This is a genomic window from Pseudomonas sp. Emmai (assembly GCF_055179735.1).
In genome coordinates this window covers 4982603-5008642 of record NZ_CM143685.1, presented here as the reverse complement: position 1 = coordinate 5008642, position 26040 = coordinate 4982603, and the positions used below count along the sequence as shown (strand labels likewise).

Annotated in this window: 28 protein-coding genes and 4 tRNA genes; 20 read left to right on the top strand and 12 right to left on the bottom strand. The window is 58.4% G+C overall.

Translation table 11 applies throughout. The features are described from left to right. Window positions 1–24: 24 nt before the first annotated feature. Window positions 25–924, bottom strand: a complete 900-nt coding sequence (locus tag ACY4LX_RS23135; protein WP_463257950.1) for a DMT family transporter — start codon at window positions 922–924, stop codon at window positions 25–27. 96 nt (window positions 925–1020) lie between these two features. Between ACY4LX_RS23135 and ACY4LX_RS23130 the strand changes: the two genes are divergently transcribed. Further along, window positions 1021–1884 (top strand): LysR substrate-binding domain-containing protein, encoded by an 864-nt coding sequence (locus tag ACY4LX_RS23130; protein ID WP_149661863.1) that lies wholly within the window; start codon window positions 1021–1023, stop codon window positions 1882–1884. Between the two features lie 35 nt (window positions 1885–1919). Here the strand turns inward: ACY4LX_RS23130 and trhP are convergent, their stop codons facing one another. Next, complete coding sequence (gene trhP / locus ACY4LX_RS23125) at window positions 1920–3239, bottom strand: prephenate-dependent tRNA uridine(34) hydroxylase TrhP (protein WP_463257949.1); 1320 nt, start codon at window positions 3237–3239, stop codon at window positions 1920–1922. A 161-nt stretch (window positions 3240–3400) separates the two neighbouring features. Here trhP and ACY4LX_RS23120 point away from each other — a divergent pair, with 161 nt between their 5' ends. Further along, window positions 3401–4462 carry an AI-2E family transporter gene (locus ACY4LX_RS23120; RefSeq protein ID WP_463257948.1) on the top strand — a complete coding sequence of 354 codons (1062 nt, stop codon included), beginning with the start codon at window positions 3401–3403 and terminating at the stop codon, window positions 4460–4462. On the opposite strand, the gene ACY4LX_RS23115 is transcribed toward ACY4LX_RS23120, so the two are convergent. From ACY4LX_RS23115 to ACY4LX_RS23105, 3 genes are all read right to left on the bottom strand, one after another. Next, window positions 4459–4641: a hypothetical protein gene (locus ACY4LX_RS23115; RefSeq protein ID WP_149662254.1), complete on the bottom strand. Its 183-nt coding sequence runs from the start codon at window positions 4639–4641 to the stop codon at window positions 4459–4461. The two genes, ACY4LX_RS23120 and ACY4LX_RS23115, sit on opposite strands and share 4 nt — an antisense overlap. Window positions 4642–4745: 104 nt before the next feature. Further along, window positions 4746–4940, bottom strand: coding sequence for a hypothetical protein (locus ACY4LX_RS23110; RefSeq protein ID WP_123409983.1), 195 nt, complete (start codon window positions 4938–4940; stop codon window positions 4746–4748). Between the two features lie 235 nt (window positions 4941–5175). After that, entirely contained in the window at window positions 5176–5535 is a 360-nt protein-coding gene (locus tag ACY4LX_RS23105) for a hypothetical protein (RefSeq protein ID WP_149662255.1), read from the bottom strand. A gap of 245 nt (window positions 5536–5780) precedes the next feature. Here ACY4LX_RS23105 and ACY4LX_RS23100 point away from each other — a divergent pair, with 245 nt between their 5' ends. Both ACY4LX_RS23100 and ACY4LX_RS23095 read left to right on the top strand, forming a co-directional pair. Next, entirely contained in the window at window positions 5781–6599 is an 819-nt protein-coding gene (locus ACY4LX_RS23100) for a shikimate 5-dehydrogenase (protein ID WP_463257947.1), read from the top strand. Window positions 6600–6825: 226 nt separating this feature from the next. Beyond that, window positions 6826–7344 (top strand): cupin domain-containing protein, encoded by a 519-nt coding sequence (locus ACY4LX_RS23095; RefSeq protein WP_463257946.1) that lies wholly within the window; start codon window positions 6826–6828, stop codon window positions 7342–7344. Window positions 7345–7409: 65 nt separating this feature from the next. On the opposite strand, the gene ACY4LX_RS23090 is transcribed toward ACY4LX_RS23095, so the two are convergent. Next, window positions 7410–8057: a YceH family protein gene (locus ACY4LX_RS23090; protein WP_133838825.1), complete on the bottom strand. Its 648-nt coding sequence runs from the start codon at window positions 8055–8057 to the stop codon at window positions 7410–7412. 141 nt (window positions 8058–8198) lie between these two features. Here ACY4LX_RS23090 and ACY4LX_RS23085 point away from each other — a divergent pair, with 141 nt between their 5' ends. After that, window positions 8199–8708 (top strand): DUF1993 domain-containing protein, encoded by a 510-nt coding sequence (locus ACY4LX_RS23085; protein WP_463257945.1) that lies wholly within the window; start codon window positions 8199–8201, stop codon window positions 8706–8708. A 145-nt stretch (window positions 8709–8853) separates the two neighbouring features. Here ACY4LX_RS23085 and sstT read toward each other — a convergent pair whose 3' ends face one another. Continuing rightward, on the bottom strand, window positions 8854–10086 hold the full coding sequence (sstT, locus tag ACY4LX_RS23080) for a serine/threonine transporter SstT (RefSeq protein WP_463257944.1): 1233 nt from the start codon (window positions 10084–10086) through the stop codon (window positions 8854–8856). A gap of 333 nt (window positions 10087–10419) precedes the next feature. Between sstT and ACY4LX_RS23075 the strand changes: the two genes are divergently transcribed. Continuing rightward, entirely contained in the window at window positions 10420–11580 is a 1161-nt protein-coding gene (locus tag ACY4LX_RS23075) for an MFS transporter (RefSeq protein WP_463257943.1), read from the top strand. On the opposite strand, the gene nhaR is transcribed toward ACY4LX_RS23075, so the two are convergent. Further along, complete coding sequence (gene nhaR / locus ACY4LX_RS23070; RefSeq protein ID WP_149661983.1) at window positions 11567–12466, bottom strand: transcriptional activator NhaR; 900 nt, start codon at window positions 12464–12466, stop codon at window positions 11567–11569. The genes ACY4LX_RS23075 and nhaR overlap by 14 nt on opposite strands. Window positions 12467–12600: 134 nt before the next feature. On the opposite strand from nhaR, the gene ACY4LX_RS23065 reads away from it, so the two are divergent. Beyond that, window positions 12601–12843, top strand: coding sequence for a hypothetical protein (locus ACY4LX_RS23065; protein WP_463257942.1), 243 nt, complete (start codon window positions 12601–12603; stop codon window positions 12841–12843). Window positions 12844–12871: 28 nt separating this feature from the next. Beyond that, on the top strand, window positions 12872–13621 hold the full coding sequence (locus ACY4LX_RS23060; protein WP_463257941.1) for a TerC family protein: 750 nt from the start codon (window positions 12872–12874) through the stop codon (window positions 13619–13621). 82 nt (window positions 13622–13703) lie between these two features. Here the strand turns inward: ACY4LX_RS23060 and ACY4LX_RS23055 are convergent, their stop codons facing one another. Beyond that, window positions 13704–13859 (bottom strand): hypothetical protein, encoded by a 156-nt coding sequence (locus tag ACY4LX_RS23055; protein ID WP_463260673.1) that lies wholly within the window; start codon window positions 13857–13859, stop codon window positions 13704–13706. A 235-nt stretch (window positions 13860–14094) separates the two neighbouring features. On the opposite strand from ACY4LX_RS23055, the gene ACY4LX_RS23050 reads away from it, so the two are divergent. From ACY4LX_RS23050 to ACY4LX_RS23040, 3 genes are all read left to right on the top strand, one after another. Beyond that, the gene (locus ACY4LX_RS23050) at window positions 14095–14766 is read left to right on the top strand and encodes a peptidase C39 family protein (protein ID WP_149661980.1); all 672 of its coding nucleotides are present in this window, start codon (window positions 14095–14097) and stop codon (window positions 14764–14766) included. A 95-nt stretch (window positions 14767–14861) separates the two neighbouring features. Continuing rightward, a complete protein-coding gene (locus ACY4LX_RS23045) occupies window positions 14862–15068 on the top strand; it encodes a DUF6021 family protein (protein WP_133838817.1) in 207 nt (68 codons plus the stop codon). 17 nt (window positions 15069–15085) lie between these two features. After that, complete coding sequence (locus ACY4LX_RS23040; RefSeq protein ID WP_463257940.1) at window positions 15086–15301, top strand: hypothetical protein; 216 nt, start codon at window positions 15086–15088, stop codon at window positions 15299–15301. A 62-nt stretch (window positions 15302–15363) separates the two neighbouring features. On the opposite strand, the gene pbpG is transcribed toward ACY4LX_RS23040, so the two are convergent. The 3 genes from pbpG to folD all read right to left on the bottom strand — a co-directional run bounded on the left by pbpG (window position 15364) and on the right by folD (window position 18245). Continuing rightward, window positions 15364–16302: a D-alanyl-D-alanine endopeptidase gene (gene pbpG / locus ACY4LX_RS23035; RefSeq protein ID WP_149661977.1), complete on the bottom strand. Its 939-nt coding sequence runs from the start codon at window positions 16300–16302 to the stop codon at window positions 15364–15366. A 128-nt stretch (window positions 16303–16430) separates the two neighbouring features. Continuing rightward, window positions 16431–17219 (bottom strand): methanethiol S-methyltransferase, encoded by a 789-nt coding sequence (gene mddA / locus ACY4LX_RS23030; RefSeq protein ID WP_463257939.1) that lies wholly within the window; start codon window positions 17217–17219, stop codon window positions 16431–16433. Window positions 17220–17390: 171 nt separating this feature from the next. Beyond that, complete coding sequence (folD, locus tag ACY4LX_RS23025) at window positions 17391–18245, bottom strand: bifunctional methylenetetrahydrofolate dehydrogenase/methenyltetrahydrofolate cyclohydrolase FolD (RefSeq protein WP_463257938.1); 855 nt, start codon at window positions 18243–18245, stop codon at window positions 17391–17393. Window positions 18246–18519: 274 nt separating this feature from the next. Between folD and ACY4LX_RS23020 the strand changes: the two genes are divergently transcribed. The 9 genes from ACY4LX_RS23020 to ACY4LX_RS22980 all read left to right on the top strand — a co-directional run bounded on the left by ACY4LX_RS23020 (window position 18520) and on the right by ACY4LX_RS22980 (window position 25815). After that, window positions 18520–18596: transfer RNA gene (locus tag ACY4LX_RS23020), tRNA-Arg, on the top strand. A 32-nt stretch (window positions 18597–18628) separates the two neighbouring features. Then, window positions 18629–18704: transfer RNA gene (locus tag ACY4LX_RS23015), tRNA-His, on the top strand. A gap of 57 nt (window positions 18705–18761) precedes the next feature. Continuing rightward, window positions 18762–18846: transfer RNA gene (locus ACY4LX_RS23010), tRNA-Leu, on the top strand. 77 nt (window positions 18847–18923) lie between these two features. Continuing rightward, window positions 18924–18999, top strand: a tRNA-His gene (locus tag ACY4LX_RS23005). Between the two features lie 402 nt (window positions 19000–19401). Further along, on the top strand, window positions 19402–20712 hold the full coding sequence (gene tig / locus ACY4LX_RS23000; RefSeq protein WP_149661974.1) for a trigger factor: 1311 nt from the start codon (window positions 19402–19404) through the stop codon (window positions 20710–20712). 93 nt (window positions 20713–20805) lie between these two features. Next, on the top strand, window positions 20806–21441 hold the full coding sequence (clpP, locus tag ACY4LX_RS22995; RefSeq protein ID WP_008148423.1) for an ATP-dependent Clp endopeptidase proteolytic subunit ClpP: 636 nt from the start codon (window positions 20806–20808) through the stop codon (window positions 21439–21441). A 111-nt stretch (window positions 21442–21552) separates the two neighbouring features. Next, window positions 21553–22836 (top strand): ATP-dependent Clp protease ATP-binding subunit ClpX, encoded by a 1284-nt coding sequence (gene clpX, locus ACY4LX_RS22990; protein WP_133838758.1) that lies wholly within the window; start codon window positions 21553–21555, stop codon window positions 22834–22836. A 161-nt stretch (window positions 22837–22997) separates the two neighbouring features. Beyond that, on the top strand, window positions 22998–25394 hold the full coding sequence (gene lon, locus ACY4LX_RS22985) for an endopeptidase La (protein WP_133838757.1): 2397 nt from the start codon (window positions 22998–23000) through the stop codon (window positions 25392–25394). 148 nt (window positions 25395–25542) lie between these two features. Beyond that, the gene (locus ACY4LX_RS22980; RefSeq protein WP_002552737.1) at window positions 25543–25815 is read left to right on the top strand and encodes an HU family DNA-binding protein; all 273 of its coding nucleotides are present in this window, start codon (window positions 25543–25545) and stop codon (window positions 25813–25815) included. Window positions 25816–26040 lie beyond the last annotated feature (225 nt).

Sequence of the window (26040 nt, the reverse complement as noted above, 5' to 3'; positions counted from 1 at the left end):
ACCCGGCCATGGCGCCGGGTTTCTTTAAACCCCTGCCACACGAACCCCCGCAGGCCTGCGCTCAAGATTCAACGCCAGCACGCTGATCAACACCACGACCGCCCCGACAATCACCATCAACGCCGGCCGTTCTCCCAACGCCACCGACGCAATTGCCATCGCCGTCGGCGGCACCAGATACAGCGTCATCGCCGCACGGCTCAAATCCACATGGGCCAGCACAAAGGCCCAAGCCAGGTACGCCAAGGCGCTCGGGAAAATGCCCAGTCCCATCACGGCGATTTGCACATCCAGCGGCGCCTTCGCCACCTGCTCCGCCAACCCCGGCAAATACACCAGCAACAGCACGGTCCCGGACCACACCGAGCAGCAGGTCAGGGTCAAACCGTCATAGCGCCCGGTGTGATGTTTTTGCAGGGCGAAGTAAACACTCCACGACACCGCCGCCAGCAAAATCAGCAAGCCGTGGGCGTCAATGCTGCCCAGCCCTTTATCGCCGGCCACCACGATGACCACGCCGATCAGCCCCAGTAATACGCAGCGCCAGCGCCAGGCGCTGACTCGATCCTTGAACACAAACCGCGCCAGCAAGGTGCTGAATATCGGCGTCGATTGCGCCAACACGCTGGAGGCCCCGGCGCTGACGCTTTGCTGACCGAAATTCAGCAACACATGGTGCAGGCTCACGGCAAAGAAACCGAGGGCGATCAGGAAGGGCAGGTCACGGAGTTTCGGGAGGCTGATGCCGCGCCATAGCGCGATGATCGCCATGAACACCGACGCCACCAGAAACCGCAGCAGCGCCAGATGACCCGGGTCGTAAGCCTGCAAGCCAATGTGGATGCCGGTCGGTGAATAACCCCAGCACGCGACGACAAACGCCATGGCCAGGATGATTTTCAGAGCGGGTGAGAGTCGCGGCATGGTCGTGCACCTGTGGGTGGATGCACTCAGTATCAGAATCCGGATCATTCGCCACAACTGACTTATACTGCGCCAACTATTCACTTTGGGTGATGTATGGAATTGGCTCAGATTCGCATGTTCAAGACCGTCGCCGACGTCGGCAGCATTGCCCGGGCGGCGCAGCTGTTGCACTGCGTGCCGTCGAACATCACGGCGCGGATCAAGGCGCTGGAAGCCGAGTTGGGGGTGGCGCTGTTCCTGCGCGAGGGCCGGGGCCTGCGGATCAGTCCGTCGGGGCAAACGTTCCTGGCCTATGCCTCGAAGATCCTCGCGCTGACCGCTGAAGCCAAGCGCGCACTGGACCCGTGCGCCGAGCCGTCCGGGCCGCTGCGCATCGGCGCCATCGAATCCTCGGCCACCGGGCGCTTACCGCGCTTGTTGGCCAAGTTCCACAAACGCTATCCCGGCGTGGCCCTGGAGCTGACCACCGGCACCTGGAGTCAACTGCTCGACGACACTGCCAATCACCGCCTCGACGGCGCGATCGTCGCGGTGGATGTCGAGCGCTCACAACTCAAGCGCACGCCGATGTACCGCGAAGAGCTGCTGCTGATTGCCTCGACGTCCCTGGGGCCGGTGCGCGACATCACCGATTTGCAGGACAAAACCGTGTTCATGTGGCCCCAGGGCTGTCCCTATCGCGCGGCGCTGGAGCATTGGTTGCTGCGCCAGGGGCAGGCGTTGCCGATTGTCAGCCTGGCCAGTTACGGCGCGATTGTCGGTTGCGTCAGTGCCGGGGCCGGCGTGGCGCTGGTGCCCAAAGGCGTGTTCGATCAATTCGCCAAAGGCGCGGGCTGCGCCGGGTATGAGTTCCCGGAGCTGACGGCCGTGGAGAATTTATTCTACTGGCACGAAAACGCCGGGGTTCACCCGGCGCGGGAGGCGTTTGTGGGGATGTTGCGCGAAGAGTTCGCCTGACGCCTGCCGCGGTAGGAGCAAAGCTTTGTGTTTTCTCAGTTTCTGCTGATATCGCGCATCAACAACCCAAAGCGCAAATCCACCGCATCCGGGATCGGCACATACACCGTGTGTCCGTCCCCCGGCGCCACTTCAATCGGCTCGCCCCGAACGTTCTGCAACTGATGCAGATCAAACTGGAAATTGCCCTTGGGCGTCATCAGTTCCATGTGATCGCCCAGGCCAAAGCGGTTCTTCACCTTCACTTCCGCCAGTCGATCGCGCCGCTCGCCAGTCAATTCCCCGACAAACTGCTGGCGTTCAGACACCGAGCTGCCGTTCTGATAATTCTGGTATTCATCATGCACATGCCGACGCAGGAAACCCTCGGTGTAACCGCGCTGGGCCAGGGATTCCAGGTCGCTCATCAGGCTCCTGTCAAAGGGCCGACCGGCCGCCGCATCGTCGATGGCCCGGCGATACACTTGGGTGGTGCGCGCGCAGTAGAAATGGGATTTGGTCCGGCCTTCGATCTTCAGTGAATGCACGCCCATTTGCGTCAGACGCTCGACGTGCTGCACGGCCCGCAGGTCCTTGGCGTTCATGATGTAGGTGCCGTGTTCGTCTTCGAAGGCCGGCATCAGTTCGTCCGGGCGATTGGCTTCCTGCAACAGGAACACTTGATCAGTCGGCGCGCCGATGCCGAGGGTCGGCTGGAACTGCTGGACGATCTCGCCGAGCTGGTTTTCCGTGGCCTCTTGCGCCGAATACTTCCAACGGCAGGCATTGGTGCAACTGCCCTGGTTGGCGTCGCGTTTGTTCATGTAGCCCGACAGCAGGCAACGTCCGGAATAAGCCATGCACAGTGCGCCGTGGACGAACACTTCCAGCTCCATCGCCGGTACTTGCTGGCGGATTTCGGCGATTTCTTCCAGGGACAATTCCCGCGACAGGATGATCCGGCTCAAGCCCTGTTGCTGCCAGAACTCGACACTCGCCCAGTTCACGGTGTTGGCCTGCACCGACAGGTGAATTGGCATCTGGGGGTAGTGCCGGCGCACCAGCATGATCAAGCCGGGGTCGGACATGATCAGCGCGTCCGGGGCCATGGCGATGATCGGTTCGAGGTCTTTTAAAAACGTCTTGAGCTTGGCGTTGTGCGGCGCGATGTTCACCACCACGTAGAAACGCTTGCCTTGCGCCTGGGCCTCGCGGATGCCAAGGGCCAGGTTGGCGTGGTCGAATTCGTTGTTGCGCACCCGCAGGCTGTAACGCGGCTGTCCGGCGTACACCGCATCGGCGCCGTAGGCGAAGGCATAACGCATGTTTTTCAGGGTGCCGGCGGGGGCGAGGAGTTCAGGGGCGATGAGGGTCATGGGAGGGTCGGCCACAAAAGCCCGGCAGGGTAAGCGGCTTGGCCCGGGGGTTTATTGATCTGGATCTATGCTTGTTGAACAAACGGATGGCACTCGCGCGAACCGTGGCGGACTAAGCATCAGACGCGCACTTGCGTCCTTTGCACTGACATGGATCGGACATGAAAGAAACCACGCTACAAAACAGATCGCTGCTCGTCTTGCTGCTGGTGGTCACCCTGGCCTTTATCGGGATCCTGCTGCCGTTTTACGGCGCGGTGTTCTGGGCTGTCATCCTCGGCATCGTGTTCGCGCCTTTGCAACGGCGCCTGCAAATGAAGTTCGGCTGGCAGCGCAACCTGACGTCGCTGTGCACGCTGAGTATCTGTCTGGTGATCGCGATTCTGCCGGTGATCATCATCAGCCTATTGCTGGTGCAGGAAGGCGCGTCGCTATATAGCCGCATCGAAAGCGGCGAGTTGGACATCGCCAGCTATGTGTCGCAGTTCAAGCATGGCTTGCCGCCTTACTTCCAGCATTTGCTAGACCGGTTCGGTGTCGGCGAGTTGAAGGGCTTGCAGGACAAAGTCGTCAAGGGCGCGATGCAGGGCAGTCAGTTCGTGGCCGCGCAGGTGGTCACGTTTGGCCAGGGCACGTTCGAGTTTATCGTCAGCTTTTTCATCATGTTGTACCTGTTGTTCTTCTTTCTGCGAGACGGCGCCGACCTGGCGCGTAAAGTCCGCACCGCCGTGCCGTTGCAGGAACATCAGAAACGCCGCTTGCAGCTCAAGTTCAATCGTGTAGTGCGGGCCACCGTCAAAGGTAACCTGCTGGTGGCGATCACACAGGGCGCGTTGGGTGGTTTGATTTTCTGGTTCCTGGACATTCCCAGTGCGTTGCTCTGGGCGGTATTGATGGCGTTTCTGTCGCTGTTGCCGGCGGTGGGGGCGGGGATTGTCTGGGCGCCGGTGGCGTTGTACTTCCTGCTCAGCGGGGCGATCTGGCAGGGCGTGGTGCTGGGGCTGTTCGGGGTCTTCGTGATTGGCCTGGTGGACAACGTGCTACGGCCGCTCCTGGTGGGCAAGGACACCAAGATGCCGGATTACATGATCCTGATCTCGACCCTGGGCGGCATGGCCGTGTTCGGGCTGAACGGATTTGTCATCGGGCCGCTGATCGCCGCGCTCTTTATGTCGAGCTGGGCGATCTTCATCGAAACCAAGCCGCGGGTGCAATTGCCTTAGGCTGTGAGTCGGATGGTGCCGATGCGTTGCGACAGGGCCTGGGCGGCGGGCAGCGAGGTGAGCGGACCGCTGATCGGTTCGCCGTCGCGCACCACATACCAACAGGCGAGCAGTCCTAGCTCTCTAAGCGGTGCGGGAACGGCGCTACCGATTACTGACATGATCTGAACCTGGGACATCATAAGTACCTCCATCAATCTATGGGGGCTACCTTACGGATCGCGCGGTTCGACGGACAATCAACGTTCTCGATAGTGGTCATTGATGACAGCGAGTGTGGCGGTCAATCCACGACCAGGTCGAGCATATGCACGACTTCCTGCTCGTTGAGCAGGCCCTTGCGCACCAGGTTTTCGGCCAGCAGCGAAAGAAATTTGGCGCTGCGATGGCCTTCCAGGTGCTTGAGTTCGGTCAAAGCGTTGTACACCTTGCTGGAAGTGCACAAGCCGACATTGCGGTGCGGGTTTTGCGTGGGCATGAGGTCGTCCTTGTTTTTATCAACCTGTTGTTTACGGACAGCTCCAACTGTGCGGACCTGTCATGACATAAATATGACCGTTTTCCCCAGAGCAAGGGAAGGCGGTCCAGTCAATGTTGCCTGTTTTACCCGCCAACACTGTCCCGACAGCGACCTTGACGCGATTTATCCAGACTTCGTCCGACTGGCGGGCATAAAAAAGGCCCCGCTGTTAAGGCGGGGCCTGATCAATCAGTTAGTAACGTGGGCCACCATAGTAACCATGGGGCCGGCCGTAATAGCCGCGTGGTGGGCCGTAATAAACCGGCGCCGGGCGGTAGTAGACCGGTTGCTGCACGTACACCGGGGCCGGCTGGTAGTAAACCGGTGGTGGCGGTTGTTGTACGTAAACCGGTTGAGGCTGAACGTAAACCGGCGCCTGCTCTACATAGACCGGCCGATTGGCGTTGATGAGGGCCGAGCCGACGATGGCCGAGCCAACGATCGCACCAAACACCGCTGGACCTTGCCAACCGCCACCGCCATGGGCTTCTGCCTGCCCTGCGACAGCCAGTACACCGATCAACAAGGCTACTGTGGGGATTTTACGGATCATGATAATTCCTCGGTTCTTCGACCCGGCGCTTGAATCTGCAATAGACCCAAGGATTGTCGCGGGGATACTTCTAAGACAGCGCTTTTTTGAAAAACTGCACAGCCGTTAGGTAAATTTTGTGTAAGGTCTGTACCGGCTTCCTTACGGTCCTGCAAAGCCCCGTGCAGACAGGCCTTATGATCGAACAGAACAGGATGGAATGGCTAATCCCGTCTATCTGAAAGTGCATTGGAAGGAGAAGTTTCATGCAGATGAGCCCCAACAAAGATACCCAGCTGTGTATGTCGCTCTCAGGGCGCCCCGGGAACTTTGGCCTGCGATTTCACAATCATCTGTACGAACAGTTGGGATTGAATTTTTACTACAAGGCCTTCAGCAGCAAGGACCTGAACGGCGCGGTCGGTGGCATTCGCGCCTTGGGCATTCGCGGTTGCGGCGTATCAATGCCATTCAAGGAAGCCTGTATTGCGCTGGTCGATGAACTGGACGGCTCTGCGGCCGCCATTCAGTCGATCAACACCATTGTTAATACGGACGGCCATCTCAAGGCCTACAACACTGATTACATCGCCATAGCCCAATTGCTGGGAACCCACCAGGTGCCCAAGGACTCGACCTTTGCCCTGCGCGGCAGCGGTGGCATGGCGAAAGCAGTGGCCAGTGCCTTGCGCGATGGCGGTTACGCCAACGGCCTGATCGTGGCCCGAAACGAGCGCGCCGGCCGTGCCCTGGCCGACGGCCTGGGTTATGAGTGGCAAGCAGAGCTGGGTGCCCGGCGCCCGCAGATGCTGATCAACGTCACACCCATCGGCATGACCGGCGGACCGGAGGCCGATCAACTCGCATTCGAGGCCGAGGTGATTAAGTCTGCAGAGACTGTGTTCGATGTGGTGGCGATTCCCTCGGAAACACCGCTGATCGTGCGCGGTCGCGCCGAAGGCAAGCGGGTGATCACCGGGTTGGAAGTGATTGCGATCCAGGCGTTGGAGCAGTTTGTGCTTTATACCGGTGTGCGGCCGACGGATGAGCAGTTCCAGGCGGCAGTGGCGTTTGCCCGGAGCTGATCGCTCAGGATTTTTGGCGGCTGTACCGGCCTCTTCGCGGGCAGCCTCGCTCCTACAGGTTATGCGTTGTAGCCCAAACCATGGCACACCCCAATCCTGTAGGAGCGAGGCTTGCCCGCGAACGGCCGCGCCACGGTCCCGCAGACAAAACCACACCCCAGCCTATACTGCTCGCCAGCAAGCCAAGACTTGCCTCCAACACTAAAAAACCGTGATCGAGGTCTCCATGCATCCCGCCATTCTCAATCTGGATCAGGCCGAGCTGTTGCCGCTGCCTGAAGCGGCGGCCCCGGTGGGCGACACCGCCGATCGTTATCAACAACGCATGGCCCGCATCGGCCAGCAACTGGGCGCGCAGAAGCTCGGTTATCGCTTGTACGCGCTGGAGCCGGGCATGCGTGGCAGTCCGTTCCATAGCCATCGAGTCAACGAGGAGATGTTTTATGTCGTGGCCGGGGAAGGCGAGGTGCGCCTCGGCGCCGAGCGTTTCCCGATCCGCGCCGGCGACGTGATTGCCTGCCCGCCAGGTGGTCCCGAAGCGGCGCATCAGATCATCAATAGCAGCAACGCCGAGTTGCGTTATCTGGCGGTCAGTACCCAGCAATCGCCGGAGATTTGTGAGTACCCGGATTCCGGCAAGTACGTGGTGATGGATGATTTCAAGGTTGATGCTGAAGGCAACACGTCAGGTTTCGTCGCCGTGGCCAGGCAGGCCGACGGCATAGATTATTGGGACGGCGAATAGTCGGCGTCGAGTGAGCCTGGCAAGGGGGCTTGTCGGACCGCCTCGCCACAAGGTGGGTGTCAGGGTTATTCGAGGCGTGCCAGGCGCTCTTCCAGCGCGGCAATCCGCGCCTCCAGCTCTTCAATCCGCTCCACCGACACGCCGCCACCAGCGCCACGCTCCGTCGGGTTCTGCCGTGCCGCCAGAATCACTTCGATGTCCGCGGGATCGCCCAGTGCATGCATGTAACGGTCTTCACGCTGCCCGGCCTGGCGCGGAATCAACAGTGCCAGACCGCGCGCGATCAAACGCTCCAACTGATGCACCACTTGCTCGGCATCTTCGAACTCATGCATGCGGCCGCTGCGGGTCAGCAGTTCATTGACGGTTTGCGGGCCGCGCAGAAACAACAGCCCGGTCAGGATCACCTGGGCCGGCACCAGCTCCAGCGCCTTGTCCACTTTGTGTTCCCAGCGGTCGGCACGGCTGCCCATCACCAGCCGGGTGAACCCGCGACCTTCGAGGGCGCGCAGGCTCTGGCCGACCTGACCCTGGGTCAGGTTCATCACCGGTTCGCGGCTGGTTTTCTGGTTGCAGGCGATCACCAACGCATTGAGGGTCAGCGGATAGGTTTCCGGGCTGGTGGCCTGCTTCTCGATCAAGGCGCCCAAAATGCGGATTTCCGTGCTGTTGAGGCGCGGCTCGTCGAACGTGGTCTCTTGCTCAGTACTCATTCGCGCTTTTCCCTTTGCTGTCGAAGCATGCAGTCGAAGCCGCCTAGCCTAATCCTTGCGAAACAAAAGGCAAGCCGCCCGGTCATCAAGCATGGCTATAATCGCTCCACGTTTTCACACCCGCCACAACACGAGACTGCCATGACCATTTCCCTGTACGCCGCTTCCGTCCCGGTTTTCAAACAAATGCTCACCGCCCTGAGCGATGTTCTGAACAAGGCTGAAGCCCAAGCCACTGCTAAAAACATTGACCCGAACGCGTTCCTGCAAGCCCGCCTGTACCCGGACATGTTCCCGCTGGTGCGTCAGGTGCAGATCGCCGTTGATTTCGCCAAAGGCGTTTCTTCGCGTCTGGCCGAAGTCGAAGTGCCGAAGTACGAAGACACTGAAACCACCTTCGCCGAGCTGCAAGCGTTGATCACCAAGGTGCTGGGCTACATCGGCGAGATCAAGCCGGAGCAGATCGATGGCAAGGAAGGCATCGAGATCATCACCCGTCCAGGCACGCCGAAAGAGAAGCGCTTCAGCGGCCAGGCTTACCTGCTGAGCTACGGCTTGCCGCAGTTCTTCTTCCACGTCACCACCGCCTACGCGTTGCTGCGTCACAACGGTGTGGAAGTGGGCAAGCGCGATTACATGGGCGCGTTCTAAACCTCCCGGCTACAAAAAAGCCCGCCAAGGTTTGCGCCTTGGCGGGCTTTTCGTTTGCCTTTGCCTTTGTAGGAGCCAGGCTTGCCGGCGAAGGCGTACTCAAGATCGCCTTCGCCGGCAAGCCTGGCTCCTACAGGGTCCGGTGTTACGCCAGACGTTGGGCTTTTTCGTCTTCACCCAAACACGCTGCGGCTGTGAACAACACATCGGTAGACGAATTCAACGCCGTTTCCGCCGAATCCTGCAATACACCAATAATGAAACCCACCGCCACCACCTGCATCGCGATTTCGCTCGGAATGCCGAACAGGCTGCACGCCAACGGGATCAGCAACAGCGAACCACCCGCCACACCCGAAGCACCACACGCACAAATCGCCGCGACGACGCTGAGCAAAATGGCGGTCGGAATGTCCACGGTAATCCCCAACGTATGCACGGCCGCCAGGGTCAGCACGGTAATCGTGATCGCCGCACCGGCCATGTTGATGGTCGCACCGAGCGGGATCGACACCGAGTAGGTGTCTTCATGCAAACCCAGGCGCCTGCTCAATTCCAGGTTAACCGGAATGTTCGCCGCCGAACTGCGGGTGAAGAACGCGGTGATCCCGCTTTCCCGCAAACACATCAGCACCAGCGGATACGGGTTGCGGCGCAGTTTCCAGAACACGATGGCCGGGTTCATCACCAGCGCCACGAACAGCATGCAGCCGAGCAATACGGCCAGCAGGTGCATGTAACCGATCAACGCACCGAAGCCCGAGGTGGCCAGGGTCGAAGCCACCAGCCCGAAAATCCCCAGCGGTGCGAAGCGAATCACCAGGCGCACGATCAAGGTCACGCCGTTGGACAAGTCACCGAGCACCTCGCGGGTGGTATCGCTGGCATGCCGGATGGCAATGCCCATGCCGATTGCCCACGCCAGAATGCCGATGAAATTGGCGTTCATCAGCGCTTTGACCGGGTTGTCGACCACACTCAGCAGCAGGCTTTGCAGCACTTCACCGATACCGCCCGGCGCCGTCACCGCGACATCATGTGTCGCCAACACCAGGCTCGACGGGAACAGCGTGCTGGCCACCACCGCGACCACGGCGGCGGCAAACGTGCCCAGCAAATAAAGAAACAGAATCGGCCGGATGTGGGTTTCCTGACCGTGTTTATGGTTGGCGATCGAGGCCATGACCAGCACGAACACCAAAATCGGCGCGACGGCTTTCAGCGCGGCGACAAACACTTTGCCGATGAACGCAGTGGACTTCGCCACGTCCGGCGCGAACAAGGCCAGGGCAATCCCGGCGATCAGGCCGATGATGATTTGCGTGACCAGGCTGGTGCGTTTCAAACGGTGCAATAGGGAAGGGGATGAAGCGCTCATAACGGTATCTCTGATTTTTTTTGGGTACAGGGTTCCGCAGGTCACGCAGCAATAAGCGGGGCAGGCCACATGGAGGAACCGAGGGGTATCGCGCCATCAAGGCCAGCAACTGGCCGATGAACAGGGTGTACGAATCGCAGGGCGCGGACTTTATCACAGGGTCGTCCCGATCCTTCAGACCTGTGACGATCTGCCACCCGGGTTTCAACATAATCGGCAGGTTCGTGCAACCCGCTCGGGAAACACTCTGTTAAGATTCGCCCTCCTCATTTTCAAGTTCTGCCAGCGGGCCTTCCGGGCTATCGCTGCTGTCGTCGTTTTCTGGAGTTCCGCATGTTGCTGCCCATTCTTTTGTTGTCGGCCGCCGGTTTCACGGTGCTGACCACGGAGTTCATCATCGTCGGCCTGTTGCCGGCGATTGCCCGAGACCTGGAGGTCAGCATTCCCCAGGCCGGTCTGCTGGTGACGTTGTTCGCCTTTACCGTGGCTGCGTTTGGTCCGTTCCTGACCGCGTACTTCGCACGCTTCGAGCGCCGTAAACTGTTTATCTCGGTGCTGATCATGTTTGGCGTGGCCAACACGGTCGCGGCGTTGGCGCCGAATATCTGGGTGATGGCCTTCGCCCGGTTGATTCCCGCGCTGGGCTTGCCGGTGTTCTGGGCCCTGGCCAGCGAGACGGCGGTGGACATCGTCGGTCCGGATCACGCGGGGCGCGCCATTTCCAAGATCGGGTTTGGCATCGTCTGCGCCATGGTGTTTGGGATTCCGGTTGGCACGCTGATTTCCGATGCCTTCGGTTGGCGCAGCGCCTTTGGCATCCTGGCAGTGATCGCGTTTGCCAAGGCCTTGCTGCTGTTCATCTATTTGCCGGGCACGCTCCTGCATCAGAATCAGGTGAGCTTTCGTTCGCAGTTCAAAATCCTGCGCAGCCCGTTGATGATCGGGCATGTGCTGCTGTCGATCCTGGTGTTTACCGGCATGTTCACCGCTTATACCTACCTGGCGGACATTCTTGAACGCCTGGCCGGTTTCAGCGGCACGCTGGTCGGCTGGTGCCTGATGGGCTTCGGTGCGGTGGGGCTGATCGGCAACTGGTGGGGCGGTCGTGCGGTGGATCGGCACCCGTTGATCGCGTCGATGATGTTCTGCGCATTCTTGATTGCCGGCATGATCGCGTTGGTGCCGAATATTCATTCGCCGCTGGGGCTGGCGGCGGCAATGGGCATTTGGGGGATCACTCAGGCGGCCCTGTTTTTGGTCAGCCATGTGCGATTGATGAAAGCCGCTCCCGAGGCGCCGGCCTTTGCCGCATCGCTGAACATCGCCGGGGCCAACCTCGGGATTGGCCTGGGCGCGATGGTGGGCGGTCGGGTGATCAACGCTGTCGGCCTCAGTGGCCTGGGTTTCGCGGCGGCCGCTTTCATCCTGGCTTCGATCCTGCTGGCCATGGCGCTGATGACCATGAAGCCGCGCGAGATCCTCACAGTTCAGTAAACAGCTCGCGTCGGGCACCTTCGGTAATCGCAACGATGCCGGGGTGCTTGACCTTGCGCTCCACTGAAATGGCGTAGAACGACTCGGTCACCGCGTCGGTCTGGCCGATCAACTCCACGCCGTATTGGCGTTTCACCTCGTCGGCAATCACGCTCGGGCCGATGAAAATCCCGCTGCCGGATTGGCCGAACGCCTGCATCAATGCGCTGTCGTCGAACTCACCGACAATGCGCGGCTGAATCTGCTGCTCGGCGAACCAGCGTTGCAAACGACTGCGCACCACGGTTTCCGGCCCGGGAATCAGCAGCGGTGCGCCGTGCAGGCTGCGCGGGAAATCCTGGCCGTACTGCGCCGTCAGTTCTTTCGTCGCAAAAAAACTGATCCCGCATTCCCCGAGTTTCTGGCTGTAGCCCTTGATGTCCAGGTGCGACGGCATCGGGCTGTCGGAAATCACCAGGTCCAGGCGCTGGATCGCCAGGTCGGCGAGCAAGCGTTCCAGCTTGTCCTCGCGACAGGTGATGCGCAGCGGCTCGCTCAATTCCATGGTCGGCGCGATCAGGCGATAGACGATGGATTTGGGCACCACATCCGCCACGCCGACCCGGAACAGAATCTGCTGCTCATTGGGTTGGGCGCGGAGCATCAACTCCAGTTCGCCGCCGAGCTGGAACATCTGCTCGGCGTAGGGCAGGGTCTGGCGCCCGGCTTCGGTGAGTTCCAGGTTGCGGCCGACCCGGCGAAACAACTCGATACCGTAGGTTTGCTCAAACAAGGAAATCTGTCCGCTGATGGTTTGCGGCGTCAGGTTCAACTGCTCGCAGGCGCGCACGATGCTGCCGGTCTTGGCCACCACCCAGAAGTAATGCAGCTGTCGATAATTCAGCATAGCGACCTACACTTCGTTAAAACCGAAGTATAACCGTTAAAAATACGAATTTTACTGAAGTGTTTGCCTCCCTAGAATGCCTCGCTATCGACGGGGCGGCTTTTCGCGCTGTCCGTTCTAACGAGGAAAGCCCTATGAAACTTACCGCTACGGCGCTGTTGATCACGTCTTTACTGGTATTGGCCGGTTGTGACCAGGCCGAAAAGAGCGCCCAGCAGTTGATGGGCAAGGCCACCGAGAGTGCCAAACAGGTCATCGACGACACCCATAAAGCCGCGGAACAGGCGCTCAGTGATGCCACCGGCGGTCTGATCAGCAAGAAAGAACAACCGGCCGGAGAGAAAGGGAACACCGAATCTTCGTCCCAGGAAATCTAAATCGTCTTAAGCGAGTCAGGACTGACCCATGGAATACCTTGTTGAACTAGCCGCCAGCCCCACCGCGTGGGTCGCCCTGGCCACGTTGATCGTCATGGAAATCGTGCTCGGCATCGATAACCTGATCTTCATCTCGATCCTGACCAATAAACTGCCGGAGCAGCATCGGCAGAAAGCGCGCCGCATCGGTATCGGCATGGCGTTGATCCTGCGTCTGGCACTGTTGAGCACCATTGCCTTCATCGTCCAGTTGACCGAGCCGGTGATCGATATCCTCGGCCAGACGTTCTCCTGGAAGGACATGATCCTGATCGCCGGTGGCCTGTTCCTGTTGTGGAAAGCCACCACCGAGATCCATCACAGCATGGACCCGGCGCCGGATGATCCGAAGTCGGCCACCTCCGGCGTCAGCCTGGGCTTTGCTGCGGCGATCGGGCAGATCCTGATGCTGGACATGGTGTTCTCCATCGACAGCATCATTACCGCCGTCGGCATGACCGAGCATTTGCCGATCATGATCATCGCAGTGGTGGTGTCGGTACTGGTGATGTTGTTGGCGGCTGATCCGCTGGCCAAGTTCATCAACGACAACCCGACCGTGGTGATGCTGGCCCTGGGTTTCCTGATCATGATCGGCATGACGCTGATCGCCGAAGGCTTCGGCGCCCACGTACCGAAAGGCTACGTCTATGCGGCCATGGCCTTCTCGGCCACGATCGAGGGCTTGAACATGATGTCCCGGCGGGCCAAGCAGAAGCGACTTGCTGCTGAAGCTTAACCGGCGCTAAACAGAACGGCCGCCTGCACTCGAAAGAGTCCAGGCGGCCGTTTTTGTTTTTGGTGGTTGGAAAAAATGCCGGTCAGTGCGCGGTGACGGGGCGTGCCGCCGGTTGATCAGGTTTGGCGGGGGCCGAGTGCACCGGATGATGATGGTGCCGCCGGGTGATGCGCAGGACTCCCCACAACATGGCGGCGGCCACGGCCAGCCAGCCGGAAATCAGCATTACGATTGTCATTGCCAGGCTCATCGGTGCCTCCTCTTTGCCCTGCTGCGGGCACACACGCTATGCAAGTGACAGTCTAGTCGCTGCTGTGTTTCAGGCTATTGACCAAAGGTCGCCTGTCACCAACCACTTCGCTCTATCGAACGCAAACAACTGCCGGTTAAGGCTATACCGCTGTCCCGTAGCGTCCTATGATCAGTGGCCAAGCCGGGAGCGCGATTGCCGGCGTCTGAACAAGAGAGTGATGATGGTGCGGGTATTTTCTCGAATTCGTTCTGCGGTGCTGGTGATGGGCTGCGTCGGCGTGTTGGCGGGTTGCGCCGGCAGCGTGGCACCGGAGGTCAAGCGACTGCCGGAGCGTGTTGAACTCAGCGGTACGTTTTATCGCGGCGAGGCCAATCAAAGTGGGCCGCAAGTCCTTGCCAGCATGTTGTCCCAACAAGGCGTGGTGATCACGCCAGGGCTGCTGGAAAAGCCGCTGCATTTGCCGGGTGCCGAAGCGCAGTTGCAGCAGAACATGCAGAACCTGGCCCGCGAGTACGGCATGGTGGTGTATCCCCTCGACAGTCATCTGCCGGCGTTGCTGACCCAGGTTGCCGCCGGTTATCCGGTGATGGTGCGTTTCACCGAAGGCTCGGCGTTCTGGGCCGAACCGCGCTACGCCATCCTCGCCGGCTACAACCGGCAGAAGCAGACGGTGCTGTTGCGCTCCGGGATGAACCGTCGCTTGTTGATGGGTTTCAATTCGTTTGAGTCATCCTTCAAGGATGCGGGCGGCTGGGCTGTGCTGATCCAGAAGCCGAACCAGATTCCGGCCAGGGTCGATGAACAACGCTGGCTCAAGGCCGCGAGCGAATTGGGACAGGCGGGGCAGGAACAGGCCGCCGCACGGGCGACCAAGGCGTTGCAGGCTCAATAGCAGCTCCGTTCGTCATCTCCAGGGCACCGTCGCGTGCCCTTGGCCTCTTATGGGTAGGGCCCGGATTTCTCCGGGCCAGACCCAAGGAGGCGTCCATGGCACATTCCACTACCCCAGACGGTCCGCATTCTTCCGAGCATTCGTCCGGTCATGAACTGGATTTCGATCCTGACTCGCCGGACCTCGCTGACCCTCAGGTCGATCCCGTCGGCCCCGCCAAGGCGCCCCGGGATATCAAGCCGGGCGAGGATGACAAGAAACCGGCCAAGCCCTACGACCCGTTGGCTGATCTCAAACCCTGACCTGCAGTGAGGTGTTTATGTCTACCGATTCGAGTTTTGATGACAAAGGTCCGGACAGCGTCCCAACGCCCCCCGAAGATGACATCGACCCTGTGCTGGATCCGGACGGTCCGATGAGGGATCCGTTGGCGCGTCCCATGGTGGTGCCGACGGAGCATCCGCAAAGCCACAAAGACCCGAGTGCCGGAGATGGCATTCCCGATGACGACCAGATGCCTTTGCCCAACGATTAGCCCGCGGATTCGCGATAAAAAAAGCCCCGACAAATCGGGGCTTTGTTGTTGCTGTCGCCGGTTTATTTCGAGGCTTCAACCACACCGCTCTGACGGTGCTTCAGATTCTTCGCCGCTTTGTACTGCAAGGCAACGGAGGGGGCTTCGGTGCTGCGGCCCGTTTCAACCCAGCTGCGGATCCGACTGGCGTCGGCAAAGTGCGTGTACTTGCCGAATGCGTCGAGAATCACCAGCGCCACCGGGCGATTGCCCATGCTGGTCACCAGCACCAGACAGTGCCCGGCCTCGTTGGTAAAGCCGGTCTTGGTGATTTTGATGTCCCAATTGGGCTTGTTCACCAAATGGTCGGTGTTGTGAAAGCCCAGGGTGTAGTTGGGTTTGCGGAACGCTACGGTGGTTTCCTTGGTGGTGGTCAGCTCAGTCAGCAGCGGGTATTTGTGCGCCGCGATCAGCAATTTGCTCAAGTCACGCGCCGTCGAGACGTTGCGCGGAGAAAGCCCGGTGGGTTCGACGAAGTGGGTGCTGGACATGCCCAGTGCCTTGGCCTTGGCGTTCATGGCTGCAATGAACGCGACGTAGCCGCCCGGGTAATGGTGGGCGAGGGTGGCGGCTGCGCGGTTTTCCGAGGACATCAGCGCAATCAGCAGCATCTTCTTGCGCGGCAGCTCGCTATTGAGCTTGACCCGCGAAAACACGCCTTTCATTTCCGGCGTGTGACTGATGTCGACATTGATGTACTCATCCATGTTCTGGCGGGCTTCAACCACCACCAGTCCCGTCATCAGTTTGCTGACCGAGGCGATCGGCACCACCACGTCAGGGTTGTTGGCGTAAATGACTTTGTTGGTCTGCAAATCCATAAGCAGAGCGCTGCCAGAAGCAATCTTGAGTTGCGAGGCGTCGCGTGGTGCTGCGGTGGTTTCCGCAGCGTGGGTGATTGGCGTGATAACAGTCCCTGTCAACGCAAAAAATAGGCTCAGGATGGAAAGACGGATTTTCACGCGGGCGAACTCATAAGGGTGGATATGCCGTTTTGTTACGGGCTGTTTCTTAAAAACGACGCATTCTAGGAGTATGAGCCACGAAAGCGCTAGGCGCCCGTATGACGAGCGCTTTATATGAAGAAAATTTAATGTTTTTTGGTGGGTTTGCGTTTGATCAAGGGCACAAGCGTCGCGACGTTATGTTGATAGCGTCGATAGTGTTCGCCAAACATTTCCAGCAGATCTTTCTCTTCAAAATGAACGCCGATCAGAATGTAGAGCGTGTTCAGTAGCGCGAACAGAAGATGTCCGGCGGTCATCTCGGGTGTCGCCCAGAATACGATCAGAAACCCGAGGTACAAGGGGTGACGAACCGCTTTGTAGAGCAACGGGGTTTTGAAGGTTGGGCTCTCGCGCCGGTCAGGATAAAAGGCGTTGAGGGCCTGCTTTATGCCCAGCAATTCGAAGTGACTGATCAGAAAAGTCGCGAGCACCACCACGCCCCAACCCAGCCAGAACAGCGCCATCAGCAATCCATGGCCCCAGGCGGACGTGACGCTCCAGATCGATAATTCGATGGGTTGCCACAACCAGAAAAGCAGCACGAGCACCAGGCAGGAAGACAGGACGTAGGTCGCGCGTTCGATAGGCGCCGGGATGAATCCGGTCCACCAGCGTTTGAAGCGCATTCGCGCCATGCCGCTGTGCTGGACCGCAAAAAGCGTAATCAGCAAGGTGTCGACGATAACCGCCAGGGGCCAGTTGAGGCCGGGCCCGGTATTAATGTCCTTGGGCACACCAATGCCGGAGAGAAAGCCAATCATGTACAGCGCAGTGAGCAGGAAAAACACATAACAACAGAGGCTATAAAGCAGGCCCGCCAGTTTGCCTGCGAAAGCAAGCGTGCGCTGTTGAGTGGGGTTGCTCGGCTTCATGAACGGCTCCTGGCGAGTGCCATTTGTATCCGTTTGTCCCGCTGAGGTCTGTAGGTCATTTGCCCGATGGCCTGTCTCTTTATTCTGAAACTCGCGGGTTGTTTGTCCAGTGCCCAAAAAACAAAAAGCCCCGCAATTAGCGGGGCTCTTGTATGCGGCACGCCTGGGAACTCAGTCGTGCAGCGTCTCCGCTGCGTACAACGTATTTTCCAGCAGGCAGGCACGCGTCATCGGACCTACACCGCCAGGCACTGGAGTAATCCAGCCGGCGCGGGGCAGGGCGGTTTCGTAGATCACGTCACCCACCAGCTTGCCGTCTTCCTGGCGGTTGATGCCGACGTCGATCACGATCGCGCCTTCCTTGATCCACTCACCCTTGACCAGGCCCGGCTTGCCGGCGGCAACCACGACCAGATCGGCACGGCCAACGTGGCCGGCCAGATCCTTGGTGAATCGGTGAGTGACCGTCACGGTGCAGCCGGCCAGCAGCAATTCCATCGCCATCGGACGGCCAACAATGTTGGAAGCGCCGACAATCACCGCGTCCATCCCGTAAAGATCCGCTCCGGTGCTTTCCAGCAGGGTCATGATGCCTTTGGGTGTGCAGGGGCGCAGCAGTGGAATGCGTTGGGCCAGGCGACCGACGTTATACGGGTGGAAACCGTCGACATCTTTATCCGGACGAATGCGCTCCAGCAATTTGGAGGCGTCCAGGTGGGCAGGTAAAGGAAGCTGAAGCAGAACGCCGTCGATTGCCGGGTCGTCGTTCAGGCGATCGATCAGCTCGGTCAGCGCTTGCTGAGTGGTTTCAGAAGGCAGGTCGTAGGCCTGGGACAGGAAGCCGACCTCTTCACAGTCTTTACGCTTGTGCGAGACATAAACCTGAGAGGCAGGATCGCTGCCGACCAGGATCACCGCGAGACCGGGCGTGCGCAGGCCTTGCTGGCGACGTTCGGCGACTCGTTTGGCGATCTGCTGGCGCAGGCTGGCGGCGATTGACTTGCCGTCGATAAGTTGTGCAGTCATTGCGCGTGATTAACCATCGAGAGGGGGAAAAAAGAGGGCGCATTCTCGCATGTCAGGCGGCGAGGGCAAAGGCGCTTGGTCTGCAAATTCCTCTAAGCCCTTTAATTAAATGAATTTTTTTTAAAAAGGATTTGACGGGCTTTGGGGCGCTCTATACTATTCGTCGCACTTGTCGGGCACAGCCTAGCACTGGATGAGAAGGTCAAGCGGGATTACGGTTCCGTGAGGCTGGAAGCACTTAGTTTGTAGTCCTCCAAGAGTACAGATTAATAAGGCGCCCGTAGCTCAGCTGGATAGAGCATCCGCCTTCTAAGCGGATGGTCGCAGGTTCGAGTCCTGCCGGGTGCGCCATTAGGCAGCTTTGGCACAAGTAGCGCAATATGGTGGGCGTAGCTCAGTTGGTAGAGCACGGGATTGTGACTCCCGTTGTCGAGGGTTCGATCCCCTTCGTCCACCCCATATTTCGAAAGGCGCCAGATTAACAGTCTGGCGCCTTTGCTTTAACAGCTTCAAGCCGCGGATGTGGTGGAATTGGTAGACACACTGGATTTAGGTTCCAGCGCCGCGAGGCGTAAGAGTTCGAGTCTCTTCATCCGCACCAAATAAAGCTTCACCCGGGTCGTTGATCCGGTGGGGGCGCAGCAAGGAAGTTGTTTGACTTTCTTGTGAGGCAATATGGTGGGCGTAGCTCAGTTGGTAGAGCACGGGATTGTGACTCCCGTTGTCGAGGGTTCGATCCCCTTCGTCCACCCCATATTTCGAAAGGCGCCAGATTTAATAGTCTGGCGCCTTTTTTGTTTTAGCGGTTCGAGTGTTCAGCGACTGCAGGTTCTGGGTCGCCGGGGTGGGGTGTTTCGTCGTATTTATGTTTCTCGATGATGCCGCGCCGCCCGCCGACCTTGCTCGCAAGGTCGGCTGTCAGGGAGATGCCTGCTACTTCTTCTATATATAGAAGAGGTGGTGCAGAGCCCTGGCTTGACTGGCTGTATTTGCTAACAGGGCGAGGCACAACCGTTTGTCCCTCGCCTATAAATTGCCTGCTGTTTTTTTACCCGTTTTCAGTAGGGTGACTTCTTGAGTTTGACCCACTAGAATGCATGCCCTTGATTCTGGGGTCGGAAACGGCCGGCTAACGTCTGTGCAACGAGGAATATCCATGCAAGTTTCTGTTGAAAATACTTCTGCTCTTGAGCGCCGCATGAGCATCACCGTGCCGGCTGAGCGCATCGAGACTCAGGTCAACAAGCGTCTGCAGCAGACCGCCCAAAAGGCCAAGATTGCTGGCTTCCGTCCAGGCAAAGTGCCAATGAGTGAAATCAAGCGCCGTTTCGGTGCTGATGCACGCCAGGAAGCTGTAGGCGACGTGATCCAGTCCTCCTTCTACGAAGCTGTCGTTGAGCAGAAGCTGAACCCGGCTGGCGCTCCTTCGATCGAGCCTAAATCGATCGAAGCTGGCAAGGATCTGGAATACGTCGCGATTTTTGAAGTGTTCCCTGAGTTCACTGTAGCCGGTTTCGAAGGCATCACTGTCGAGCGCCTGAGCGCTGACGTGGCTGACGCTGACCTGGACAAGATGCTCGACATCCTGCGTAAGCAAAACACCCGTTTCGAAGTAGCCGATCGTGCTGCCCAGAACGAAGACCAACTGAACATCGATTTCGTTGGCAAGGTTGACGGTGAAGTGTTCGCTGGCGGTTCCGCCAAAGGTACTCAGCTGGTTCTGGGTTCCGGCCGCATGATCCCTGGTTTCGAAGACGGTCTGGTTGGCGCTAAAGCCGGCGAAGAACGCGTTCTGAACCTGACCTTCCCAGAGGACTACCAGAACCTCGACCTGGCAGGTAAGACTGCTGAGTTCACCGTGACCGTGAACACTGTTTCCGAGCCAAAACTGCCTGAGCTGACCGAAGAATTCTTCGCTCAATTCGGCATCAAGGAAACCGGTCTGGAAGGCTTCCGCACCGAAGTTCGCAAGAACATGGAGCGCGAGCTGCGTCAGGCGATCAAATCCAAGGTCAAGAATCAGGTAATGGACGGTCTGCTGACCACCAACCCGATCGAAGTGCCAAAGGCTCTGTTGTCCAACGAAGTTGACCGTCTGCGCGTGCAGGCTGTTCAGCAATTCGGCGGCAACATCAAGCCTGACCAACTGCCGGCCGAGCTGTTCGAAGAACAAGCCAAGCGCCGCGTTGTGCTGGGTCTGATCGTGGCTGAAGTGGTCAAGCAGTTCGACCTCAAGCCTGACGAAGCCCGCGTTCGCGAAATGATTCAGGAAATGGCTTCGGCCTACCAAGAGCCTGAGCAGGTTGTGTCCTGGTACTACAAGAACGACCAGCAACTGAACGAAGTCCGTTCGGTTGTGCTGGAAGAACAAGTTGTGGATACTGTTCTGCAGAAGGCAAACGTGACCGACAAAGCGGTCTCTTACGAAGAAGCAGTCAAGCCGGTAGAAGCTCCACAAGCCGACTGATCGTTTCTGCGCTAAGAAGTAATCACCATAAGCCAGCCTTCGCGCTGGCTTATGCGTATTCAAGACATAACTATTTGGGAGTGACTGCAGAGCATGTTCCGTAATTCGTATATTCAGCAGAACTCTGATATCCAGGCCGCAGGCGGCCTGGTCCCGATGGTTGTCGAGCAGTCTGCTCGTGGCGAGCGCGCTTACGACATTTACTCGCGTCTCCTCAAGGAGCGAGTGATCTTTCTGGTTGGTCCGGTAGAGGACTACATGGCCAACCTGATCTGTGCGCAACTGCTGTTCCTTGAAGCGGAAAACCCGGACAAGGACATCCATCTCTATATCAACTCCCCGGGCGGTTCGGTGACAGCAGGCATGTCGATCTACGACACCATGCAGTTCATCAAACCCAACGTGTCGACTACCTGTATCGGCCAGGCGTGCAGCATGGGTGCGTTCCTGCTGACGGCCGGTGCCGCTGGCAAGCGTTTCTGCCTGCCGAACTCGCGTGTGATGATTCACCAGCCATTGGGCGGTTTCCAGGGTCAGGCATCGGATATCGAAATCCATGCCAAGGAAATCCTCTTCATTCGTGAGCGTCTCAACACGCTGATGGCCAAGCACAGCGGGCACACACTGGAAGAAATCGAACGCGACACCAACCGCGACAACTTCATGAGCGCAGAAGCCGCGCGTGAGTACGGGTTGATCGATGAAGTGATCAGCCAGCGGCCCGCTTAAATAAGCAGCTCAAAATAGGCTTGGTCGGCCGCTCCGATCACTAGCGGGCTTGAAAAAGCCCGCAATAGCCTTCATCTTGTGTTGCAAGCCTATCGGATTTGGATCGAACGAATGACTGACACCCGCAACGGCGAGGACAACGGCAAGCTGCTCTATTGCTCCTTCTGTGGCAAAAGCCAGCATGAAGTGCGCAAATTGATTGCCGGCCCCTCGGTCTTTATCTGCGACGAGTGCGTCGACCTGTGCAATGACATCATCCGAGAGGAGGTGCAGGAAGCCCAGGCCGAGAGCAGCGCGCATAAATTGCCTTCGCCTAAAGAAATCAGCGGCATCCTTGATCAGTATGTGATTGGTCAAGAGCGTGCGAAAAAGGTTCTGGCCGTAGCGGTGTATAACCACTACAAACGCCTGAACCAGCGTGACAAAAAGAATGACGACGTCGAACTCGGCAAAAGCAACATCTTGCTGATCGGCCCGACAGGCTCGGGTAAAACCCTGCTTGCCGAAACACTGGCCCGCTTGTTGAACGTTCCGTTCACCATCGCCGACGCAACCACCCTCACCGAGGCGGGTTACGTAGGGGAAGATGTCGAGAACATCATTCAGAAGCTGCTGCAGAAGTGCGATTACGATGTGGAAAAGGCCCAGATGGGCATTGTCTACATCGATGAAATCGACAAGATTTCGCGCAAGTCTGACAACCCGTCGATCACCCGGGACGTTTCCGGTGAAGGCGTGCAGCAGGCCTTGCTCAAGTTGATCGAAGGCACGGTCGCTTCCGTTCCGCCGCAAGGTGGCCGCAAGCATCCGCAGCAGGAATTCCTTCAGGTCGACACCCGTAACATCCTGTTCATTTGCGGTGGTGCGTTCTCCGGTCTGGAGAAGGTTATTCAACAGCGCTCCACCCGTGGCGGCATCGGCTTCAACGCCGAGGTACGCAGCAAGGAAGAAGGTAAGAAAGTCGGTGAATCCCTGCGTGAAGTTGAGCCTGACGATCTGGTCAAGTTCGGTCTGATCCCTGAATTCGTCGGTCGTCTGCCGGTCCTCGCCACGCTGGACGAGCTTGATGAGGCTGCGTTGATGCAGATCCTGACCGAGCCGAAAAATGCTCTGACCAAGCAGTATGCCAAGCTGTTCGAGATGGAAGGCGTGGACCTGGAATTCCGGGCCGACGCACTGAAATCGGTCGCCAAACGTGCCCTGGAACGCAAGACCGGCGCCCGTGGACTGCGCTCGATTCTCGAAGGCGTATTGCTCGACACTATGTATGAAATCCCCTCGCAGTCCGAGGTGAGCAAAGTAGTGATCGATGAAAGCGTTATCGAAGGCAAGTCCAAGCCACTGTATATCTACGAAAACAGTGAGCCGACAGCCAAGGCCGCGCCAGACGCTTAAGCGTCACGCAGCTGGAATAAAGAAGGGGCCTTCGGGCCCCTTTTCTTTTAAACCGTTTTAACACCCTCTTTGCGCTTGTTTTTTTTGAAAGCAGCCCCCATCTTGGTTTCAAGCTTACTTCCATCTGTTTACGGCCTTATGGCCGCCGTAGAGGCGAAATCATGAAGACAACCATCGAATTGCCTCTCTTGCCATTGCGTGATGTCGTGGTTTATCCGCACATGGTTATCCCGCTGTTCGTGGGGCGCGAGAAATCCATCGAAGCCCTCGAGGCTGCGATGACGGGCGACAAGCAGATCCTTCTGCTGGCTCAGCGGAACCCTGCTGACGACGATCCCGGTGAAGAAGCACTTTATCGCGTAGGTACCATCGCCACTGTTCTGCAACTGCTCAAGCTGCCTGACGGCACCGTCAAGGTTCTGGTCGAAGGCGAGCAGCGGGGCGCCGTGGAGCGCTTCAGCGAAGTGGACGGCCATTGCCGTGCCGAAGTCTCGCTGATCGACGAAGTCGACGCGCCTGAGCGCGAGTCGGAAGTGTTTGTCCGTAGCCTGCTGGCTCAGTTCGAACAATATGTGCAGTTGGGCAAGAAAGTCCCGGCTGAAGTCCTGTCGTCGCTCAACAGCATCGACGAACCAGGGCGCCTGGTCGACACCATGGCCGCGCACATGGCCCTGAAGATCGAGCAGAAGCAGGAAATCCTCGAAATCATCGATTTGTCGGCCCGGGTCGAGCACGTCCTGGCGTTGCTGGATGCCGAGATCGACCTGCTGCAAGTCGAAAAACGCATTCGCGGTCGCGTCAAAAAACAAATGGAGCGCAGTCAGCGCGAGTACTACCTGAATGAGCAGATGAAGGCCATTCAGAAGGAGCTCGGCGACAGCGAGGAAGGCCACAACGAAATCGAAGAGCTGAAAAAGCGCATCGATGCTGCCGGCCTGCCGAAAGACGCCTTGGCCAAAGCGCAGGGCGAACTGAACAAGCTGAAACAAATGTCACCAATGTCTGCGGAAGCGACCGTGGTGCGTTCGTATATCGACTGGTTGGTTCAGGTGCCGTGGAAGGCTCAGAGCAAAGTGCGTCTGGACCTGGCCCGTGCCGAAGACATTCTCGACGCCGACCACTATGGTCTGGACGAAGTGAAGGAACGCATCCTCGAATACCTCGCCGTGCAAAAGCGCGTGAAGAAAATTCGTGGTCCGGTGTTGTGCCTGGTCGGTCCTCCGGGGGTGGGTAAAACCTCTCTGGCGGAGTCGATTGCGCACGCCACCAACCGTAAATTCGTCCGTATGGCCCTCGGTGGCGTGCGCGATGAAGCGGAAATTCGTGGTCATCGCCGTACTTATATCGGTTCGATGCCAGGAAGATTGATTCAAAAGATGACAAAGGTCGGGGTTCGCAACCCGCTGTTCCTGCTCGATGAAATCGACAAAATGGGCAGCGATATGCGCGGTGATCCAGCGTCTGCGTTGCTGGAAGTGCTCGATCCGGAGCAGAACCACAACTTCAACGATCACTATCTGGAAGTCGATTACGACCTGTCCGATGTGATGTTCCTTTGCACCTCCAACTCCATGAACATTCCGCCGGCGCTGCTGGACCGGATGGAAGTGATTCGTCTGCCTGGCTACACGGAAGACGAGAAGATCAACATCGCCGTCAAGTACCTGTCGCCGAAGCAGATTGCTGCCAACGGCCTGAAGAAAGGTGAGCTGGAATTCGACGCCGAAGCGATCCGCGACATCATCCGCTATTACACCCGCGAAGCCGGTGTGCGGGGGCTTGAGCGCCAGATTGCCAAGGTTTGCCGCAAGACGGTCAAAGAGCACGCACTGGAAAAACGCTTCTCGGTGAAGGTGACTGCCGAGATGCTGGAACACTTCCTGGGTGTGCGCAAATTCCGCTACGGCCTGGCTGAATCCCAGGATCAGATCGGTCAAGTGACCGGCCTGGCGTGGACTCAGGTGGGTGGGGAACTGCTGACCATCGAAGCCGCTGTCGTTCCGGGTAAAGGCCAGTTGATCAAGACCGGTTCCCTGGGTGATGTGATGGTCGAATCGATCACTGCCGCCCTGACCGTGGTCCGCAGCCGTGCCAAGAGCCTGGGGATCCCCCTGGACTTCCACGAGAAGCGCGACACGCACATCCACATGCCGGAAGGGGCGACCCCGAAGGACGGCCCTAGCGCTGGTGTAGGCATGTGCACGGCCCTGGTGTCGGCATTGACTGGCATTCCTGTACGCGCGGACGTCGCCATGACTGGCGAAATTACCCTGCGTGGCCAAGTGCTGGCGATCGGCGGTTTGAAGGAAAAACTGCTCGCGGCTCACCGTGGCGGGATCAAGACCGTGATCATTCCTGAAGAGAACGTACGCGATCTGAAGGAAATTCCTGACAATATCAAGCAAGATCTGCAGATTAAACCAGTTAAATGGATTGACGAGGTCCTGCAAATTGCGCTGCAATACGCGCCGGAGCCCTTGCCGGATGTGGCTCCGGAGATAGTTGCAAAGGATGAAAAACGCGAGTCTGACTCTAAGGAAAGAATTAGCACGCATTAGTACGCATTTGCCTGGGGGGCTTCCTTGACAGCTTTTTAGAGCCCTTGTTATAAAGCGGCTCTTAAGTGTCTGTAGGCCATTCAGCACTCGTTTTTGCTTTCACCAAAAAACTTAGAATCATACTCAAATAGATATAAGGGGACTTAGAGTGAACAAGTCGGAACTGATTGATGCTATCGCTGCATCCGCTGATATCCCGAAAGCTGCTGCTGGCCGTGCGCTGGACGCTGTAATCGAATCCGTCACTGGCGCTCTCAAGGCTGGCGACTCCGTAGTTCTGGTGGGTTTCGGTACGTTCTCCGTGACCGATCGTCCTGCTCGCATCGGTCGTAACCCACAGACCGGTAAGACGCTGGAAATCGCTGCAGCCAAAAAACCAGGTTTCAAAGCCGGTAAAGCACTGAAAGAAGCTGTCAACTAAGTTCGATTCAGGTTTTTGCCTATCCGGGTCGGGGTCATGCCTGACCTGGCAGCGGAGCGGTAGTCCAGCCAACAAATCGTTGATCTGAGACACCGAGGGTCGCAAGTTCGAACCCTCGGTCCGTTCCGCCAGTTACGAGAAGGCGCATCCCCGGATGCGCCTTTCTTCTATCCGGATTCTACCCACGCTCCACGGTTGCCTAATTTTGAAGTTCAACCGTTTCTG